The organism is Mycobacterium saskatchewanense, from assembly GCF_010729105.1.
Lineage (GTDB): Bacteria > Actinomycetota > Actinomycetes > Mycobacteriales > Mycobacteriaceae > Mycobacterium > Mycobacterium saskatchewanense.
This window is the reverse complement of sequence record NZ_AP022573.1, coordinates 5,911,024-5,927,859: the sequence shown is the minus strand read 5'-3', so window position 1 is coordinate 5,927,859 and position 16,836 is coordinate 5,911,024. Positions and strand designations below refer to the sequence as shown.

Below are 16,836 nucleotides of genomic sequence, written 5' to 3'. Positions count from 1 at the left end.
AGGAAGCCGCTTGTGACTGCACGGGACTACACGCTGACGACGCCCGCCTCAAATCGGCGCGTTCCCAAGATCTCTGAGATCGTTGCCTCCGAGCTACGGCAAAAAATCCTGCGCGGCGAGATCCGGGAGGGTGAATCGCTCTCGCCGGAGTCGGCGTTGGTCGAAGAGTACAACGTGTCGCGGCCCTCCCTGCGCGAGGCGCTGCGCTTGCTGGAGTCCGAGGGTCTGGTCGCAATCCGGCGCGGCTCCCACCGTGGCCCCATCGCAGCCAGGCCCGACACCGAGCAAGTCGTCAACGTATTCACCATGCATCTCCAGCTCCGGCAGGCCACCATCGCCGACGTCTACCGGTTCCGAATGATCTTTGAGCCCGCGGCCGCGCGCATGGCAGCCGAGACGGCCACCGACGAAGACGTTGCCGCGTTGCAGGCTTTGCTCACCGAGGAAAAGGCGGCGATCGACGACGGAGGGGACTTCGGAGCCATCGCATGGCGGTTCCACAGCGAGCTGGTGCGCCTGTCGGGCAACATCACAATGACGCTGGTCACCGAAACGCTGGAGAAGATCTCGGCGCGGCATGCCGCGGCGATGCTGTTGGGCTGGGACGACCAGGAGGAGCAACGCATTCGCGCTTATCGCGCGCATCGCCGACTGGTCGGCCTGATCGAACGGCATGAAAGCGAGAAAGCGCAACAATTCTGGGCCAAGCACATGGCCCAGGCGGGGGAACGGTTGCTGGAGAACTCCGCCACTCTTGAGATCATTGAGCTGCTCGACTGATCAGTTTTGCCTGCTGGCGCTGTTGCGCTGACTCCTCGGGAGTGTTTAGCGCCTTGCTTCATATATATCTATCACTAATATGATGGGTAGTCGGCGACAGGAGGTTCGAAGTGAAGATCGCAGTAGACAGCGCCAAGTGCAGGGGTCACGCGCGGTGCAACGCGCTGGCGCCCGCGGCCTTCGACCTCGACGACGAGGGCTACGCCATGGTCACCGACGAGGCAGTCAACCTGCCCGCACGAGACCTCGAGAATGCCGCCGAGTCGTGCCCGGAACAGGCGATTACGGTGCAGCCGTGACCTGTCCCGCGGTCTGCTCTGTCGGATTGGTGGTCCCGACCAACGAGCCCGGTGCAGCCAACATGGTGCGTGAGCTGCCGGTCAACGCCGAGCGGTGGGGCTACCGCTCCCTGTGGGTGACGGATCACAGCGTCGGCGTACGCGCCATGGATGGCGTGTACGGCGACTACTGGCTCGATGCTTTCACGGCGCTGACATGGATCGCCGCCACCACCGAGATGGTGAGATTAGGGACCGGAGTCCTGGTCGTACCTCACCGCAATCCGGTATTGGCCTCGAAGATGGCCACCACGATCGACATTCTGTCCGGTGGTCGGCTCGATCTTGGAGTCGGCACCGGTTGGAGCCGCGTAGAGTTCCGCGCCCTCGGGGTGCAGCATCTCTTCGAAGCACGCGGACGCGTCACCGACGAGGCGCTGGAGGTGATGCGCAGCTGTTGGGCGGGTGGCGACGTCGATTTCGAGGGCGAGTTCTTCGCTTTCCGCCACGTAAGCGCCGAGCCCACGCCTGAGCAGAAACCACACCCGCCCATATGGGTGGGTGGCCACTCCGGCCCGGCGTTGCGGCGGGCGGCGCGCTTCGCCGACGTATGGCATCCACACGACATCGCCCCCGCCGAACTGACTGCCATCGGGGCCCGTCTCGACGAGATGGCTGAGCGCGCGGTACCTCGCTCGGTTCGCCTGCATGTCAACGAAAAGGATCTGCCTGGGTTGAGTGATCTGATCAACGGTTATGCCGCGCACGGCTGCCAGCATGTGGTGTTGGATTTCCGATCGCAACCCTGCGCCGTGGTGGCCCGGCTGGCCGAACGCGCCGCCGAACTGCTTGCCCTGGACGCCATCTCGCCCCAGCGCGCTCACCAGTCGGTGAGCACTGCCTGATGTACCTCGAACTTGACGACGACCTCCGGAATTACCGGGATCGTGTTCGCCGCCACATCCAACAGCATCGTCCGCCGATGGAACGCTTGCCCGGTACACGAAGCCCCAAGCCGGCCGACCTGCCCCAGTACCGCCTCTGGTGCAAAAGTCTGTTTACCGCCGGCTTCGTCGGCGCTGACTGGCCGGTCGAGTGGGGCGGACGCGACGACCACGATGCCGTCCAGGATTTCATCTTCGACACCGAACTGGCTCACGCGAAGGCCCCTCGGCCTATCGGGGCCTACAACCTGGTCTCAGGCGCCTTGCTCAACTACGGCACTGCCGATCAGAAGCAATACTATCTCCCGCGCATCCGCCGGTTCGACGATCTGTGGTGCCAATTGTTCAGTGAACCCGAAGCCGGCAGTGACCTCGCCGCGCTGCGGACGAAGGCGACCCTCGACGGGGCGACGTGGAAGGTCAGCGGACAGAAGGTGTGGACTACCCACGGCCACGTTGCCGACCTCGGATTCCTTTTGGCCAGAACAGATTCCAGTGTTGCCAAGCAGGCAGGAATCAGTGCCTTCGTGGTGGACATGCGCACACCCGGGATCACGGTACGCCCGTTACGAGAGATAACCGGGTCCAGCGACTTCAACGAGGTGTTCTTCGACGACATCAGCATTCCCGCAGCCAACATCATCGGTGCACCTGGCCAGGGCTGGGCGATCACCCGCGCAGCTCTCGCCCACGAACGCTCCCAAGCACAGCGCGAAGACTCGATTGCCGACGCCGTTCGGCGCCTCGCCCGCTTCGCCACTGATGCACGCACCGACGACAGTGGTGGTGTCCCGGCAGACAACCGCGACGTTCGTCAGCGGATAGGCGCCTACTTCGCACGCGCCCAGGTCTCAGACCTGTTGGGATTCAAAGCCTTACTCAAGGCTACCTATGGGGTGCCCGACGTCGGCGACTCACCGGTGTCCAAGGTGGTCTTCACCGAAGCCAACCTCGACATTGCCGAGTATGCCCTCACCCTTCAGGGCGCCCGCGGCGTCCTAGAAGCTACCGATAGCGACGCGATCGAAGGCGGCAAGTGGCAAGAAGCCTATCTTTGGGCCCGCGGTTTCACCATCTCGGCCGGATCTAACGAGATTATGCGCAACCTAATCGCCGAACGGTCATTGAAACTCCCGCGCGACGCCACCAGATGACCGCAGTGAGCCGGTCGACGTATGCGAAAGGCCAAACAGCCATGCAACTGCAGACCCCCGAGCAGGATGAACTGCGGTCCACCAGCCGAAAAGTGTTGCTGCGCAACGCCACCTCCGAAAGAATCCGTGAAGTGTCCAGCACCGCCGCCGGACACGACGCCGAGTTCTGGAACCAGATCGCGGAGATGGGATGGCTGGCGCTCACAGTCCCCGAGGACAACGATGGGCTCGGACTGGGGCTGCCCGAACTCGCGATCTTGGGCGAGGAGTTCGGCTACAGCCTGCAGCCGAGCCCGTTCCTGGCTCATTCGTTGGTCACGTGGATGATCGCCCAACGTGGCAGTGAGAACTTACAAGTCCGACTGGTGCCGTCTCTTGCCGGTGGTGACGCCGTCGCGTCGTGGGCTCTCCCCCAGCCCGGCGACGCGGAGACACTGGTGCTGCGGGACGGTCGGCTGAATGGCACGCGACGCCTGGTGCCCTATGCAAATTGCGCGGACCATCTCCTCGTGGAAGCCAGCGCTGACGGGCAACCGCTGCTGGTCGTCGTCGACGTGGCCGCTGCCGGCACCGCGCTGCGTGTCACCGACCAGCACACAATCGACCTCACCCGACCCTATGCCCGTGTCGATTTCGACGCCGTCCCGGTCGAGGCGGATGCAGTCATATCGCTCACCGCGGCACCCTCGGAGTTATGGCGCGCCGCAGTGGCATTGCAGTGCGCCGAGAGCGTGGGAGTCACCCGCCGACTCGTCCAGATGACAGTGTCCTACGTCAACACACGGCACCAGTTCGATCGCCCGATCGGCAGTTTCCAGGCGATCAAGCACCACATCGCTGACATGCACATCCAACTGGAAGGAGCTGCGGCAGCGACCGAAGAATCGGTATGGGCGATCCACCGACGTCGCTCCGATGCGGCAGTGGCGGCACATGTCGCAAAGTCCTGGACCGGCCGGGCGGCATCCTGGGTTGCCAGCGAGGCCCTCCAGTTGCACGGCGGCATCGGCTTCACCTGGGAGCACGATTTGCATTTGTATCTACGCCGGGCGAAGGTCAACGAGCTGCTTCTCGGAGCGCCCGCATGGCACGACGAACGGATCTTCGACACGCTGGTCGCGGGTATCGCCTAGCCGGCCACCCGCGATGGATGTGCGGCGCTGTCGCTACGCGGATTCCAATTCCAGTGAACGGCCGATGATGTGGCGCATCACTTCGTTGGATCCGGCAAGCACACGTTGAATTCGGGTGTCCCGCCACAGTCGAGCGATCTCGTATTCATTCATGTAGCCGGCCCCGCCGAAAAGTTGCACACACTCGTCAATGGCTTCCCACTGCCGCTCGGTGACGAACATCTTGGCCACGGCCGCTCGGTGCGGGGCCAGTGTGCCTGCCACGAGTTCGGCCACAACGCTATCGGTGAACGTTCGACACACTTCAAAGGAAGCCGCGACTTCGGCAAGCTTGAACTGCGTGTTCTGCATGGCCCCCAACGGCTGACCAAAGACCTTGCGCGAGCGGACGAATTCACAGGTCAGGTGCAGAGCCCGCTCCATCACTGCGGTCGAGGTCACCGCGCAGCCGACACGTTCCTGGCTCAACCCTTTCATCAAATGATAGAAGCCGCGACCCTGCTCACCCACCAGGTTCGTCGCGGGCACGAACACGTCCTCAAAAAACAACTCGGCGGTGTCTTGTGCCCTCATTCCCACTTTGTCCAACTTGCGGCCGCGGTGAAACCCCTCCATTCCCCGTTCGACCATGAGAAGACTGATACCGCGGTGCCCCGCCGTCGGCTCCGTCTTGGCCACGACCAAGACGAGGTCGGCCAAGAGACCGTTGGTGATGTAGGTCTTGGCGCCGTTGAGCCGAAAGCCGCCGTCGGTGGGCTTGGCGGTCGTGGTGATGGACTTCAGATCCGAGCCGGCGCCCGGTTCGGTCATCGCGATCGCGGTAATCAACTCGCCTGACACCCATCCCGGCAACCAACGCTTCTTTTGCTCTTGTGTTGTCAGGTCGATGAGATAGGGCGGCATGACATCGTTGTGCAGCGCATAACCGAACCCGACTGAGCCGGTGGCAATGAACTCCTCGGTCATCACGGCGTTGTAGCGAAAGTCCTTGATCCCCGCTCCGCCGTATTCCTCAGGTGCCTCCCATCCCAGGAGCCCAACGTCACCAGCGCGCAACCACACATCACGATCGACGTGCCCCTGCTCCTCCCACCTGGCAGTGTGGGGAGCACATTCCTTCTCGAAAAATGTCCGCGCCAACTGGCGAAACGCGTCGTGCTCGGGGTCGAAGATCGTTCTCACGGCAGTGTCGTCCTCAGTCGTTGGCTATCAGCAGGGCAGGTTGATCAAGGCTTCGCCAGTGACGATGATCGTGGCGTCGTCGTCTCGGCTGATGGTCAATGCGCATCGCGCTCTCCGGCGCCCGTCGACCACCTCAACGTGGAGCACCTCGCCGGTCACCGTGAGCGCATCACCGCCGACGGCGGGAGCAACGTTGCGCTCCTCGAGTTCGAGCACGCACTGCCGATCTCCCGTCCAGCTGGTCAGCAGTTGCACGTTGTATGCGCTGAGCAGGTTCGCGGTGACTAGCACGTCGTCGAAGCCCTCTGCTCGCGCGTATTCGACGTCGTAGTGGATGCGATGCGGCGTCCAATAGGCCACGCCGAAGAGGAAAACGGACACCCGTGTGGGCCGATGATGCTGAGCCGGCAGCACATCTCCCGCCCGCACGTCGGCGCCGTCAAGCGCGGGGGGGCTCACCGGAAGATCACCGTTTGGCGGTACCGCGCTACCAACTCGTCGCGCTGGTTGTGATATTCCGATTGGGTCGTCACGAACACCAGAGGTCCTGTCTTACCAGACTTTTCGGCGATATCGGCGAGGCGCTCGGTCACGGTGAGCACGTCGCCCACTCGCACGGGCGCGAGCACCTCATATTTGTGTCCACCCGCCATCGTGCGACCGGAGACGCCTTGCACGCCGAGGAACGGGTATTGCCCGTCAGGTTGCAGGTCCCCCTCGGCGACGACCGGACGGCACGCGGCGTGGAAGAACAGCGGCGGAGCCACCAGCTCGTCGTCGTTGATGTCGTTCAACTCTTCTGGACGCCCGCCGGTTCCCGCGATGTATTCGCGTATCTGCCGCACCGAGACCGGGTCGCTGCGGTAGCGGGCCGTCACCGTGCCGACTCGCGCGCGCGCCTCGTCGGTTACGGCCGGTCCGATGTGCGACTCGTCGGTCATCGCGTTCGTATCGCGGCCACGGGCTCCCGAGGTGCAGGGGCGCTATCCGAGAGTTCGCGGCCCAGCCGGTCGATGCCACCAAGCTCGAGCCGAAGGCAGTTCATCCGCATCGTATAGGCGTGCAATCCGAATTCGAGGGTGAATGCGCGCGCACCGCACATCTGCACGAGTTCCGGCACGAGTTTGGCTGCGGTATCGGAGGCATACCACGCCGCGAGCAGCACGCTACGCGGTTCGTCGTGGAACGCCGCTTCCCGCCCCAGCCAGCGGGTGGCTTCCGCCGAGACCGCAGCTTCAGCCAGGCGGTGCCGAAGCGCCTGAAACGAGGCGAGGGGGCGTCCGAATTGGATGCGTGATGTGAGGTGCCCGGCGGTCTTCTCGATCGCCGATTGCGCGTTGCCGGCTATCTCGGCGATCAACGCCAATCTCCACCGCGCCCGCAGCGTGTCCGCCGCGGCGCCCAGAGCGCCTATCGACGGGCCCGCAGCGACGTAGGCGTACGGATACCCGAAAGTGGAGTTCGCGATACGTACCTGCGAGTCTCGTGGCTCGTGCAGCGTGGCGATTTGCCGACCCAGCTGCACCACCAACGCCGCGCTATCGGCGAAGCGAACAGGCCCCGTTCGATGGGCGTCCATCACCGCAACTCGTCCCGCCGGCATCTCCGGCGGCAGCAGATCGCTTAGCAGACAGTAGAGGCCGTATGCACTCGGCAGCCCTTGACGGGCAAGCTCTTCCGCGATCAGGAATCGGTCGAGCACGGTCGCATCCTGCTGCACGTCGCTTGCCAGCAAAACCTTGTCGAGCTGCTCGGTATCGGCTCGCGGCCCGCTGCTCTCGATCAGGCGGTTCAGCTTGTCCCTGCGCTCGCGCTGAGCGTCGTTGAGGTCGAAGTCCATGTCTTTACCTTTCGCTGGGACCCATGAGCGCGCGCGCGATGCCGTTGAGCTGGACCTCGACGCTTCCCCCACCGAGGCCAGCGATCATTGAGGTCTTCAATTGGGAGTTGCCGATGGAGCCCAATTCAAGACTTTCATCCTCGAACAGCTCCAACGCCAGCTCCGCCACAATACGTTCGCTGCGCACGATAGCCACTCGGGCCAGGCTCACGACGAGATCCTCCGACCTTCCGGCGCTGCGCGCGTGAATCGCCTGGTAGACGAGGATTCGAGCGGCCTCGCAGGCCGCTTCGGCCTCCGCTAACCGGGACTTGACGCCATCGCGATCCCACCATCCACGGTCATCGGCGAGATCGCGCAACCGTTGCGTGACCAGGGCGGCCCGAGCGTAGCGGGGGCCACCGATGCGCTCATGTGACAACGCCTCGCGGACCACTTTCCAACCGTCATTCTCGGGGCCAAGCCGCGCCGAGGAGGGCACTCGAACGTTGTCAAAGGTCAGGCGGTTGAATTCATGGATGTCCAGGACGCTGGGAATCGGCTCGATGGAGAAGCCCGCGGCGTCGGTCGGTACGAGAAATGCCGAAATCCCCTTATTACCCTTCGCTTCCGGGTCGGTGCGGGCCAGCAAGAAGCAGAAGTCAGCCTCAGCGGCGTACGAGGTCCATACCTTCTCGCCGTTGATGACGTACTCATCACCGTCGCGTACCGCGCTGGTGCGCATGTTCGCCAGGTCGGTCCCGGCGTCGCGTTCGGAGAAGCCTTGGCACCAGAAGACATCCCCCGCGCTGATCCTCTTGAGATGGTAGTCGCGCTGGTCGGCGGTTCCGGCATTGATGATCGCCGGCCCGATCCAGTTGACGTTCATGTACTGGGACCCGCGGGGCTCACCGGCGCTCCACAGCTCTTCGCCGAGGATGATGAACTGCCACGGAGAGCCGTCGGTGCCCCCGTATTCGGCGGGCCAGTGCGGCGTCAACCATCCCCGCTCGCCCAGCTTCCGGCAAAACTCCAGGATGAATTCGGAAGCTGGCTCCTCCCCCGGTATGAGGTCTTGCCAGCGTGGTGGCAACTCGGCGCCGACAAAACTGCGCAGTTGATGTCGGAAGTCGGCATCCTCTGCCCGCCACCCGAATTCCACTTAATCCTCCACCAATCTCATCGAGCCGAAATCCGTCGCAGCCATCAGGTCGGTGGCCAGTCCAGCTGATCGACGCCCAGGAACCGTGCGTGTGCACGAGCCTCGGGCACATGGGGGTGGGCGATGAGTTCGACGCGGTTGCCGTCCGGGTCGGCGACAAACGCGATATCGCTGTCTTCGACGCCTCCAAAGGAGTGCCGCAGCCGGGCCAGTACCGCGCCCCCGTGTTCCACGACGGCAGAGAGCACCGGGTCGACGTCGGCGACGAGCAGGCTGATGTGCGCGTATCCAACAGCATCGGGGTGACGTGTCCCCGTGTTGCTTTGGGTGGGTGTGCGGTACTCGAGCAGCTCGATGTAGCCGTGTCCCGCCCGCAGGAACACTCCCCGGAATCCCGTCGGCGCGATGTTCATCAGTGCCGCCAAACTGCGGCCGGCAGCCTCGTACGTTGTCCCCTCCACCAACGCCAGTCCGTCCCGGTAGAAGGCCAACGAACGCTCCAGGTTCGTCACCGTGACAGCGACGTGTGAGAACGCGGCGCCGCCCCCGGTTCCTGGCCGGCCCGGCTCCAGGCATTCGGGAGAGCTCGGTTCGTTACAGATCGACGGTTTCACCTGCGGGTCCAAATCGGAACAGCTTGCGGGTGTTGAGTTCCACGATGCGGTGCACCTCGTCGTCGGGTACCTTGGCGAAGGCCTCGGTGGCGTACCGGCGTGTGTTGGGCCATTGCGAGTCGGAGTGTGGGTAGTCGACTTCGAAGGTGAGGTTGTCGATCCCGATGTCGTGCCGCACTCGGATTCCGAAGTTGTCGTCGATGAAACAACCGTAGAAGTGCTCGCGGAAAAGGTCCGAGGGCCGAGTCTGTTTGTCGATGTCCTGGTACCACCGGTGGCGGTCCCACACGTAGTCGCACCGCTCCACAACGTACGGTATCCAGCCGATTCCGCCTTCAGCCAAGACGATCTTCAGCCTGGGGTGGCGTTGCAACGCGCCCGAGAACAGCAAGTCGGTCGTGGTCGCCATCAGATTGGTGCTGTAGAGGGCAATCGACACGGCCAAGGGCGCATCCGAGGCGAATCCGGGCACGTGACTCGACGAACCGAAGTGCAGGCAGAGCGGCAGTCCGGCGTCTTGGAGCGCGGCGAATACGGGATCCCAGTGCCGAGTATGAAACGAGGGCAGCCCAAGTGGCGAGGGATTCTCAGGGAAGGTGATGGCACGCGCTCCCATCGCGGCGACTCGCTCAATTTCTTTGACGCACAACTCAGTGTCCCAAAGTGGCACCATCGCCAGCGGGATGAAACGCCCCGGGGCGGAGCCGCTCCATTCCCCGACGGAGAAGTCGTTCCACGCTTGCACACACAGGTACGCCAGATCGTGGTCATCGGCCTGGAGGAACACGCGGCCCGCGAACCCCGGGAACGACGGGTAGCACATCGCGGCCTGGACGCCGTCGAGGTCCATGTCCTTGGCCCGCTCGATCGGGTCGTAACAGCCCGGGATCATGTCCTCGTAGCGCACGGGCTCGGTCCCGTACTCGGTGGCATCCTTGCCGGCCACCGCGTTCAGCCCGATCTGCGGGTAGCGTCGACCCTCAAATGTCCACACGTGATGATTGTTCTCGTCCTCGATGATGCGTGGCACCTGGTCGAAGTACTTGCCCGGAACGCGGTCGACGAACACGCGCGGCGGCTCGATCAAATGGTCGTCGACCGAGAGAATCTGCATGTAATCCTGCAACGGCACGATGGTTCCTCTTACCGTCCTTCTTGGCAGCAATGACCGTTCACCTATATCTTAGTAAGATATGAACCAACCTAGTCGCGACCACCGCACAATGCAATAGCCCTCCCCGGAGAACGAATGGGTTCCATGAACATTGACGATCCCCAGCCCCTCGCTGAACGGCCCGAACCTCAGCGTGACGAGACCGACGACGACCTCGACTTGCTCACTTACAACGAAGTCCGCGTCCGGCTCGCCGAAGAGATAGTCGCCGAAGAACGTCACCGTGATGCGCTCCGGCAACGTTTGGAACGCGGGGATTCGCTCACCACACGCGACGAGCTCGTTCGCTGCGGCCAGCGCCTGCGTGCCCTCCAGGACGCAGCAGCACGAACCCGGAATCCGGTCATCACTGCGGCCAACGCCGCACAGTTCTACGGCCTCGCCACCGAACCGCCTCAAGAGTGATGACTTGCGTAGCGCTCGCTTGAAGCCTGGCGGCCTGTGGTAATCGTACGTGAACGATGTAGGTATCAGCGCGGTGACATCGGCGCGCGGGGCTTGCATATGTTCGCGCTAGAAAAGGCGGACTCGACCTCGATCATCGACGTCCCAACTGACCGGGCCGCATCGGTTATCTCATTCGTGTGAGGATCATCGCTCCCGCGATAGGCCCTCCGCCGTTGGCGACCAACGCTACCTCGGCCTTCGCGACCTGCCGTTCGCCGGCCTGATGACGCAGCTGGGTAACCGCCTCATAGATCAAACCGAAACCATGGAGCCTGCCGGCGGAGAGCTGGCCGCCTCCGGTATTGAGCGGCAGCTCACCCGTGAGAGAAATACGCTGGCCGCCCTCCACATAACGGCCGCCGTCACCATGTTCGCAAAAGCCGAGTGACTCCAACCAGATCAGAGCCAGAACGCTGAACCCGTCGTAGAGTTGCGCGACGTCGATGTCTGCGGGTCGCAGAGTGGTTCGGCTCCACAAATGCTCGGCAGCCCCGCGCGACGCCATGGAGGTCATGTCCTGGTATTGATCCCACGATGGGCGGCCGTGTAACGCGGTGCCAAACGCCTCGAATCCCACGGCGCCATGGGGGCTGTCCTTTGCGGTGTCGATCACCGAGACGACAAGAGCGGTCGAACCGTCGACGGGGATGTCGCAGTCGAGCAGGCATAGCGGGGTCGAGATCATTCGCGCGCTGAGATAGTCCTGCAACGCCATCGGTGATCGCAACACCGCCCTCGGATTCAATGAGGCGTGGTGACGCTGCACCAGCGGGATCTGCGCCAATTGCTCTCGGGTGGTGCCATAAACGTGAAAGTGGCGCATCGCCAGTGGTGCCAACCAATTCACCGCAGAGACCGCCCCAAACGGCGCCATCCACCGCCCGATCCCGGCAGCTGTATCGGCTGCGGCCCCCAATACGGAGCCCCGCCCGGCAGCGCCTTGAGCCGTGGATTCAGTAACCGTCCGATACACCAGTACGTGGCGGGCCAAGCCGGTGGCGATTGCCATGCAGGCGGCTACCACTGCCCCCAGTTGACCGGGCAACTCCGCTGCACCCTGGTACCAGGACAATTCCAAGCGCATCGCGTCCTGCAGGGCATTGGCGGTGGGTCCGCAATAACCCATCGAAGTCAACTCATCGCCACCCGGATAGGTCGAGACTCCGTCAATCTGCCCCTTCACCAGACCGGCGTCGGCGATCGCGGCGAGACAGGCTTCCATGGTCAAGTCGATTGCCGAACGGCCGAGGCGCCTACCCACCTGCGACTGACCGATCCCGGTGATGGCGGCGTGACGCTCGAAGCCGGCGTCAGTCATCTCTGCCATCCGCCGGTACGAAAACGGGGTACCACAGCCCATGTCGGCCAATGAATCCCACCGTCACCGGCATGCCGATCCTCACCTCATCGATCTGGCTATGCACCAGGTTCGACGTGAGACGCAGCCCCCATTGCTCCTCTAGCTCCACGATCACGACGACGAAGGGCGGCTGCCCGGGTGTCCACGGCTGATGGTTGACCGTGAAGGTATGCACGGTGCCCCGCCCAGAAACAACTGCCGGGGCACAATGAACGCCGTCACACGCCGGGCAATGCCCCGTGGGCGGATGCACGTAGTGGCCGCAGTCACGACAGCGTTGGATCCGTAGTCGGCCGTCGCGACCGCTCAGCCAGAAGAACTCGGCTTCCGGATCGGGGGCCGGACGCAATCGATGCAGCAGAGGGTCATCCGATATGGCTGCACCGCAATGTATTACGCCCATCTGCCTTCCCGGTTACGATCGACACACCCACCAAAGCCACGCGACTCCACAACCACCGCCGCGATGACAACACATTCCGGCGCGGCATTCATCTCATACCTATCTAGGATCGCATAGAACACGTTGAAGGGGGAAGTACCGGTCAGGCGGCGCCGCACAGCACCGGCGGGTTGCACGTCCGCCTTCGTCCACGATCCCGGTTGCCCACCACCGGTCCAAGTCTCAGGTGAATTGGCCTTTCCCACTTGCCCAATGGACAAGGTCCGCGGTGCCGCAACTGACGCCCTGCCAGTGCGTTTCCCACCTCACCTAGTATAAGATGACGAGGTTCCCCCGTAGGCGCATTCTTCAGCCACTCGTTGGATGGCAGGTACCGATTCATGTCGACATCAGGGCGGATACGGCGCCCACACGCACCTTCCCCGGTCATTCGGTTGAATCGATCCCGTCACGGCGCGTTCGGATCGTACGCGTCACCTCGGAGGGCTTCGCAACGATGACTCACCCAACCGATCACGTTTGTCCCGTATTTCACTATGAGTATTCGGAAGGGAGTCGACCTGTTCTTGCCGGCGTGCACCGCTTCGATGAGCTAAGGGCACAGTACGCGGTTTTCTGGTCGACCGAAGAGCCTGGTTATCACGTCTTCACTGAGCACGACGCGATTTTGCAGGCTCTTCAGAAGCCGGATCTGTTCTCCAGCCACGCAACGCTGCCAACTATGCCGTATCCCGACTTCCGTTGGATACCACAGATGATCGATCCACCGGAACACACCAGGTGGCGTCAGCTGCTCGGTGGGTGGTTCACTCCGAAGCGCATCGCCCGAATGGACGGCCTGGTGCGGCAGCGCTGTGCCCATCTCGTCGAGGAACTAGCGCCCCTGGGCAGTTGCGATTTCGTGGCCGACTTCGCAGGTCAGTTCCCCACGACAGTTTTCCTTTCGATTCTAGGTCTGCCAGTGCAGGAGCTGGACCGATTCATGGCATGGGAAAAGGCCATCATGCACTACTCGAAACGCACCGATCCGGATTATTCGGGCTTTGCCACTGCCATGGGCCAGGTCCGAGACTACTTCGCCGACCTCATCGCCGAGCGCAAAGCCAACCGGCGACAAGGCGCGGAGGACATCGTGTCGGCCGCCGTGGAATGGAGAATCAACGGCGAGTCGGTGCCCGACGACGACTTGCTCAACTGCATGTTGCTTCTTTTCATGGCGGGCCTCGACACCGTAGCGTCCCAGCTGTCTTATGCCTTCTATCACTTGGCAACACATGCCTCCGACCGCGTCCGCCTGGTCGACGATCCGGAGCTCGCCGGGTCCGCCGTCGAAGAGTTCCTGCGCGCCTATCCGATCGTCATGGTGGGTCGGCAAGTCACCCGCGACGTCGAGTTCGCGGGTTGTCCTCTCAAGGCTGGTGAGGTCGTGTCGTTCGCGCTGCCTTCTGCGGGTAGGGATGCGAAGGTATTCCCCAACAGCACGGCATATGAGATCGACCGCGGTATGGTCAGGCACATCTCTTTCGGCGCCGGCCCGCATCGCTGCCTTGGATCCCACCTCGCCAGACGTGAAATGCTCATCGCACTGCAAGAATGGCATCGTCTGATCCCCGACTACCGATTGCCGGACGGCGCGACGATCACCGAGCACGGAGGAAACGGCGTTTTCGGAATCGACCGCCTTCCTATCGTGTGGGATGCAACGCGCTGATCCGTCGCCATCACTGTCAAGACGCCCAGGGTAGCCGGCCACGACTGACTCGAGCGATCGATGTCTCCATCAGTCGAGTCACCGATTGTTGTTCAACCCCCCGCCGGGGGTTGGTAGTGCGCGGCCGACTCGCGTAACCGCCAAATCTGGCCGGGGCAAAGCAGATTGACCGCGTAGGACACCAGGTAATTCGCCGCGAATTCGTCATTCGGGGTCACATCATTTTTGACATCACTCATCACTTGTGCGTAGCTCGCGCCACGACTGACCTCGTCGCAGATCCTGTGACCGTAGCCAAGTGCGTCGTTGTTCGGGACGTTGTAGTGACGTCGGGCCGTGACGTCGTAGAGATACTCCACCTCGGGCGCCGGAGCGGCGTGCGCGGGCCATGCTGACACCTGCACAGCCCATGCTACAGCGGCCGCAACAATGCGCGAGACTCGCGACGGGTTAGGACATTTCACGGCCTTAGCGCTACCCGCCGAAGACTGTCGGTCGGTGACGAATCGGGCTTTCCGGCGCGGATTTCTCACGCCGCGGCCTGGATGTTGCAGTTCAACTGAATTCACGTCCCCTCCGTGCGAACAGGTCCGGTTAGCCCAGGGAAGTAGGCTCATGCGCTCCCAGATTCGGTTCGTGGCGACGCCACCCGGCGCCACCGTGGACATTAGGTGCCGGTTCTTAATTCGGCGGGTATGCAGGGGGTGGGTAGACTCCGCGAAGGATCCAGGCGAACCAGTTGGTGCCGAACTCGATTTCGTCGCTGGCGTCGTAGTCCGGTCCGGGATCAACTGGAGCGTCCTGGGTCCCCGCGTGGGGGGAAGCCTGAACGGTTGAGCGTCCGGGTGGCGGTTGCCCGTAGACGGCAACGACAACCGTGCGACCGGGACTGTTCTCAGACCACACCCCGATTTGGCTGTTGGCACAATTGGACATGATGGCGTAATAGTCGGGGTTGTAGTACCACTGGTTGATCAGCTCAATACCGCTGATCGCCAACGCCGGGTTGATGGCTACCGTTTCGGACACCGGACCGCGAAAACCCGCTGCAGCAGACCGACTTTGAGGTGTTGACCCGTCCGTCCCGATATCTCCGTCGAGGCTGCGATTACTCACCAGATCGTGCGCATGCCACTCTGCGGCCTGTTGAAGTTGGAGGTTGACCGTCACGTTGTTGGTACAACCCGCTTGCTGCTGGACGGTGTACACATTGGAGACGACTCCGTCGTTAAGGCGCTTGTTGTCGGCTCGCGCCACGGGCACCGAAAGGACTGCGGCCCCGGTGACAATGGCGGCGACCAGCGGCTGACGCATACCGAAGGCACTGGTAATCGACATCGTCTACCTTCTGCGATCAGAGCCCTGGCGGGCAAAGGATGTGGTGAGGCCGCCCTTGATGCGGATGACGAGATTCCCGCGGCGCTGGCCCGGTCCATTCCGCCGCTTATTCCTCTCCCGTAGCCGGGCGCAACGGCGCGGCGGACACAGACAACGTTGGCTCGTGACATTTGTGTCGCTCATCAGAGGGGATCGAACGAGGAAATCAACCATCGGCCGGCAACCTTGTCGAGCATTACGCGCACCCGTGAGGCGGTGTTGGTGGCTGGATCGTTGCCGACGACGACGGTCTGGTCCACAAACAGCAGCACCACAGCGTGATCCGGCGCAGCGGACACTGACGCGGCCGCGGGCACGGTAGCGGATGCCGATATCGACTTTTGCTTGCTGCCCGGTATGACGACATCGCGAGTCAACGAACTGTAGGAGTCCCGGAGTGTGCCGGTCAGTCGGTCCCGTGCCGCATTCAAGTCCTTTTCGACGGTTTCCGGCCGATAGGACAGCATCGCGATGGCGCCGTCACTGGCAGCTCGGACCGACTCGCTAGCTGCCAAACGACGATCATGGGCCGACAAGTCGTACCACTTCAAGTAGCCTGCGGCCATTGCCATGATCAATGCAAGACCGGGAAGCACACCGTACACGAGTACGCGGCGCCACTGCACACCACTGCGACGGTCAGCTGGCTGGCCGGCGTCACCGGGCGAGACGTTGCTAGCGTCCAATGAACTGGCACAATCATATTGGCCGCTCTCAGCAGCGGACTCGGTTGCCGCTTCGGCGTCAACGAGCACAGCATCCCCGCTTTCGTCGTGGCCGACTGGCTGGCATAGCGACGTTGACTTCACGGGACGAATTCCACATTCGAGACCTTTGCGTCGTCCCCCACTTTTTGCACGGTGATCCGCATGCGCCAAGCGCGTGGTTGTTCCTCAGCTACTCCCGCAACCGAGGTGTTGACCGTCACCGCCACCAGGACTTGACCGGAATCACCTTGTTCGGATTCCAGGGCTGTTTCGGTGACCGAGCCCTGCGACTTAGACTGCGATTGCTTGACGACATCGATAAACGGCTGTGAACGTTTCTTGAAGTCGCCGCGGAACGCGCCCGTGGCCGAGTCCACAATCCGCTGCACATCGGCCTCCGCCTCGGTGTAGTTGATCGTCGTCAGATTGAGCGCAGCTTGGCGAGCGGTCAGGATGAACAGGCTGTGGCGCAGATCGGTTCGATGCGATTGATAGGCCTGAAATCCGAGCCATACGAGCAATCCAGACAAGACGACGACCACGGCGAGTGATGAGCCGTCCCGGCGTTTCCGGAGACTCCCGATCTTGGGA

The 16,836-nt window shown here is 62.8% G+C and carries 20 protein-coding genes and 1 pseudogene; 7 read left to right on the top strand and 14 right to left on the bottom strand.

From position 1 onward, the window contains the following. Positions 1–12: 12 nt before the first annotated feature. From G6N56_RS27935 to G6N56_RS27915, 5 genes are all read left to right on the top strand, one after another. Positions 13–780, top strand: coding sequence for a FadR/GntR family transcriptional regulator (locus tag G6N56_RS27935; protein WP_085257616.1), 768 nt, complete (start codon positions 13–15; stop codon positions 778–780). Between the two features lie 110 nt (positions 781–890). After that, positions 891–1,079: a ferredoxin gene (locus G6N56_RS27930; protein ID WP_085257617.1), complete on the top strand. Its 189-nt coding sequence runs from the start codon at positions 891–893 to the stop codon at positions 1,077–1,079. Between the two features lie 29 nt (positions 1,080–1,108). Further along, positions 1,109–1,963, top strand: coding sequence for a TIGR03619 family F420-dependent LLM class oxidoreductase (locus G6N56_RS27925; RefSeq protein ID WP_232069407.1), 855 nt, complete (start codon positions 1,109–1,111; stop codon positions 1,961–1,963). After that, the gene (locus tag G6N56_RS27920) at positions 1,963–3,156 is read left to right on the top strand and encodes an acyl-CoA dehydrogenase family protein (RefSeq protein ID WP_085257619.1); all 1,194 of its coding nucleotides are present in this window, start codon (positions 1,963–1,965) and stop codon (positions 3,154–3,156) included. The genes G6N56_RS27925 and G6N56_RS27920 overlap by 1 nt, the downstream gene beginning before the upstream one ends. Continuing rightward, positions 3,153–4,289: an acyl-CoA dehydrogenase family protein gene (locus G6N56_RS27915; RefSeq protein WP_085257620.1), complete on the top strand. Its 1,137-nt coding sequence runs from the start codon at positions 3,153–3,155 to the stop codon at positions 4,287–4,289. Before G6N56_RS27920 ends, G6N56_RS27915 begins: the two co-directional genes overlap by 4 nt. Before the next feature lie 33 nt (positions 4,290–4,322). Here G6N56_RS27915 and G6N56_RS27910 read toward each other — a convergent pair whose 3' ends face one another. From G6N56_RS27910 to G6N56_RS27880, 7 genes are read right to left on the bottom strand one after another with little or no spacing between them, the layout of a single operon-like run. Continuing rightward, the gene (locus tag G6N56_RS27910) at positions 4,323–5,471 is read right to left on the bottom strand and encodes an acyl-CoA dehydrogenase family protein (protein ID WP_085257621.1); all 1,149 of its coding nucleotides are present in this window, start codon (positions 5,469–5,471) and stop codon (positions 4,323–4,325) included. Positions 5,472–5,498: 27 nt separating this feature from the next. Next, the gene (locus G6N56_RS27905; RefSeq protein WP_142280774.1) at positions 5,499–5,930 is read right to left on the bottom strand and encodes an FAS1-like dehydratase domain-containing protein; all 432 of its coding nucleotides are present in this window, start codon (positions 5,928–5,930) and stop codon (positions 5,499–5,501) included. Then, positions 5,927–6,412 carry an FAS1-like dehydratase domain-containing protein gene (locus G6N56_RS27900; RefSeq protein WP_085257623.1) on the bottom strand — a complete coding sequence of 162 codons (486 nt, stop codon included), beginning with the start codon at positions 6,410–6,412 and terminating at the stop codon, positions 5,927–5,929. Before G6N56_RS27900 ends, G6N56_RS27905 begins: the two co-directional genes overlap by 4 nt. Then, complete coding sequence (locus G6N56_RS27895) at positions 6,409–7,311, bottom strand: acyl-CoA dehydrogenase family protein (protein ID WP_085257624.1); 903 nt, start codon at positions 7,309–7,311, stop codon at positions 6,409–6,411. The genes G6N56_RS27900 and G6N56_RS27895 overlap by 4 nt, the downstream gene beginning before the upstream one ends. 4 nt (positions 7,312–7,315) lie before the next feature. Next, positions 7,316–8,452, bottom strand: coding sequence for an acyl-CoA dehydrogenase family protein (locus tag G6N56_RS27890; protein WP_085257625.1), 1,137 nt, complete (start codon positions 8,450–8,452; stop codon positions 7,316–7,318). 44 nt (positions 8,453–8,496) lie between these two features. Continuing rightward, positions 8,497–9,066 (bottom strand): VOC family protein, encoded by a 570-nt coding sequence (locus G6N56_RS27885; RefSeq protein ID WP_264019979.1) that lies wholly within the window; start codon positions 9,064–9,066, stop codon positions 8,497–8,499. Continuing rightward, positions 9,047–10,198, bottom strand: coding sequence for an amidohydrolase family protein (locus G6N56_RS27880; RefSeq protein WP_142280775.1), 1,152 nt, complete (start codon positions 10,196–10,198; stop codon positions 9,047–9,049). The genes G6N56_RS27885 and G6N56_RS27880 overlap by 20 nt, the downstream gene beginning before the upstream one ends. 126 nt (positions 10,199–10,324) lie before the next feature. On the opposite strand from G6N56_RS27880, the gene G6N56_RS27875 reads away from it, so the two are divergent. Beyond that, on the top strand, positions 10,325–10,645 hold the full coding sequence (locus tag G6N56_RS27875) for an acyl-CoA synthase (protein WP_142280776.1): 321 nt from the start codon (positions 10,325–10,327) through the stop codon (positions 10,643–10,645). Between the two features lie 166 nt (positions 10,646–10,811). On the opposite strand, the gene G6N56_RS27870 is transcribed toward G6N56_RS27875, so the two are convergent. The 3 genes and pseudogenes from G6N56_RS27870 to G6N56_RS29355 all read right to left on the bottom strand — a co-directional run. Next, complete coding sequence (locus tag G6N56_RS27870; protein ID WP_142280777.1) at positions 10,812–12,005, bottom strand: thiolase family protein; 1,194 nt, start codon at positions 12,003–12,005, stop codon at positions 10,812–10,814. Next, entirely contained in the window at positions 11,998–12,222 is a 225-nt protein-coding gene (locus G6N56_RS29360) for a Zn-ribbon domain-containing OB-fold protein (protein WP_232069406.1), read from the bottom strand. The genes G6N56_RS27870 and G6N56_RS29360 overlap by 8 nt, the downstream gene beginning before the upstream one ends. Positions 12,223–12,303: 81 nt before the next feature. Continuing rightward, positions 12,304–12,450, bottom strand: a pseudogene (locus G6N56_RS29355) (zinc ribbon domain-containing protein); the annotation flags it as partial. Positions 12,451–13,024: 574 nt separating this feature from the next. Here G6N56_RS29355 and G6N56_RS27860 point away from each other — a divergent pair. Next, positions 13,025–14,161, top strand: a complete 1,137-nt coding sequence (locus G6N56_RS27860; protein ID WP_197746648.1) for a cytochrome P450 — start codon at positions 13,025–13,027, stop codon at positions 14,159–14,161. A 92-nt stretch (positions 14,162–14,253) separates the two neighbouring features. Here G6N56_RS27860 and G6N56_RS29350 read toward each other — a convergent pair whose 3' ends face one another. From G6N56_RS29350 to G6N56_RS27840, 4 genes are all read right to left on the bottom strand, one after another. After that, a complete protein-coding gene (locus G6N56_RS29350; RefSeq protein WP_232069166.1) occupies positions 14,254–14,559 on the bottom strand; it encodes a DUF732 domain-containing protein in 306 nt (101 codons plus the stop codon). A 283-nt stretch (positions 14,560–14,842) separates the two neighbouring features. Beyond that, positions 14,843–15,475, bottom strand: coding sequence for a CAP domain-containing protein (locus tag G6N56_RS27850; RefSeq protein ID WP_085257629.1), 633 nt, complete (start codon positions 15,473–15,475; stop codon positions 14,843–14,845). 206 nt (positions 15,476–15,681) lie between these two features. After that, a complete protein-coding gene (locus G6N56_RS27845; RefSeq protein ID WP_142280779.1) occupies positions 15,682–16,347 on the bottom strand; it encodes an Rv1363c family protein in 666 nt (221 codons plus the stop codon). Further along, positions 16,344–16,829: an Rv1363c family protein gene (locus G6N56_RS27840; protein ID WP_408632720.1), complete on the bottom strand. Its 486-nt coding sequence runs from the start codon at positions 16,827–16,829 to the stop codon at positions 16,344–16,346. Before G6N56_RS27840 ends, G6N56_RS27845 begins: the two co-directional genes overlap by 4 nt. Positions 16,830–16,836 lie beyond the last annotated feature (7 nt).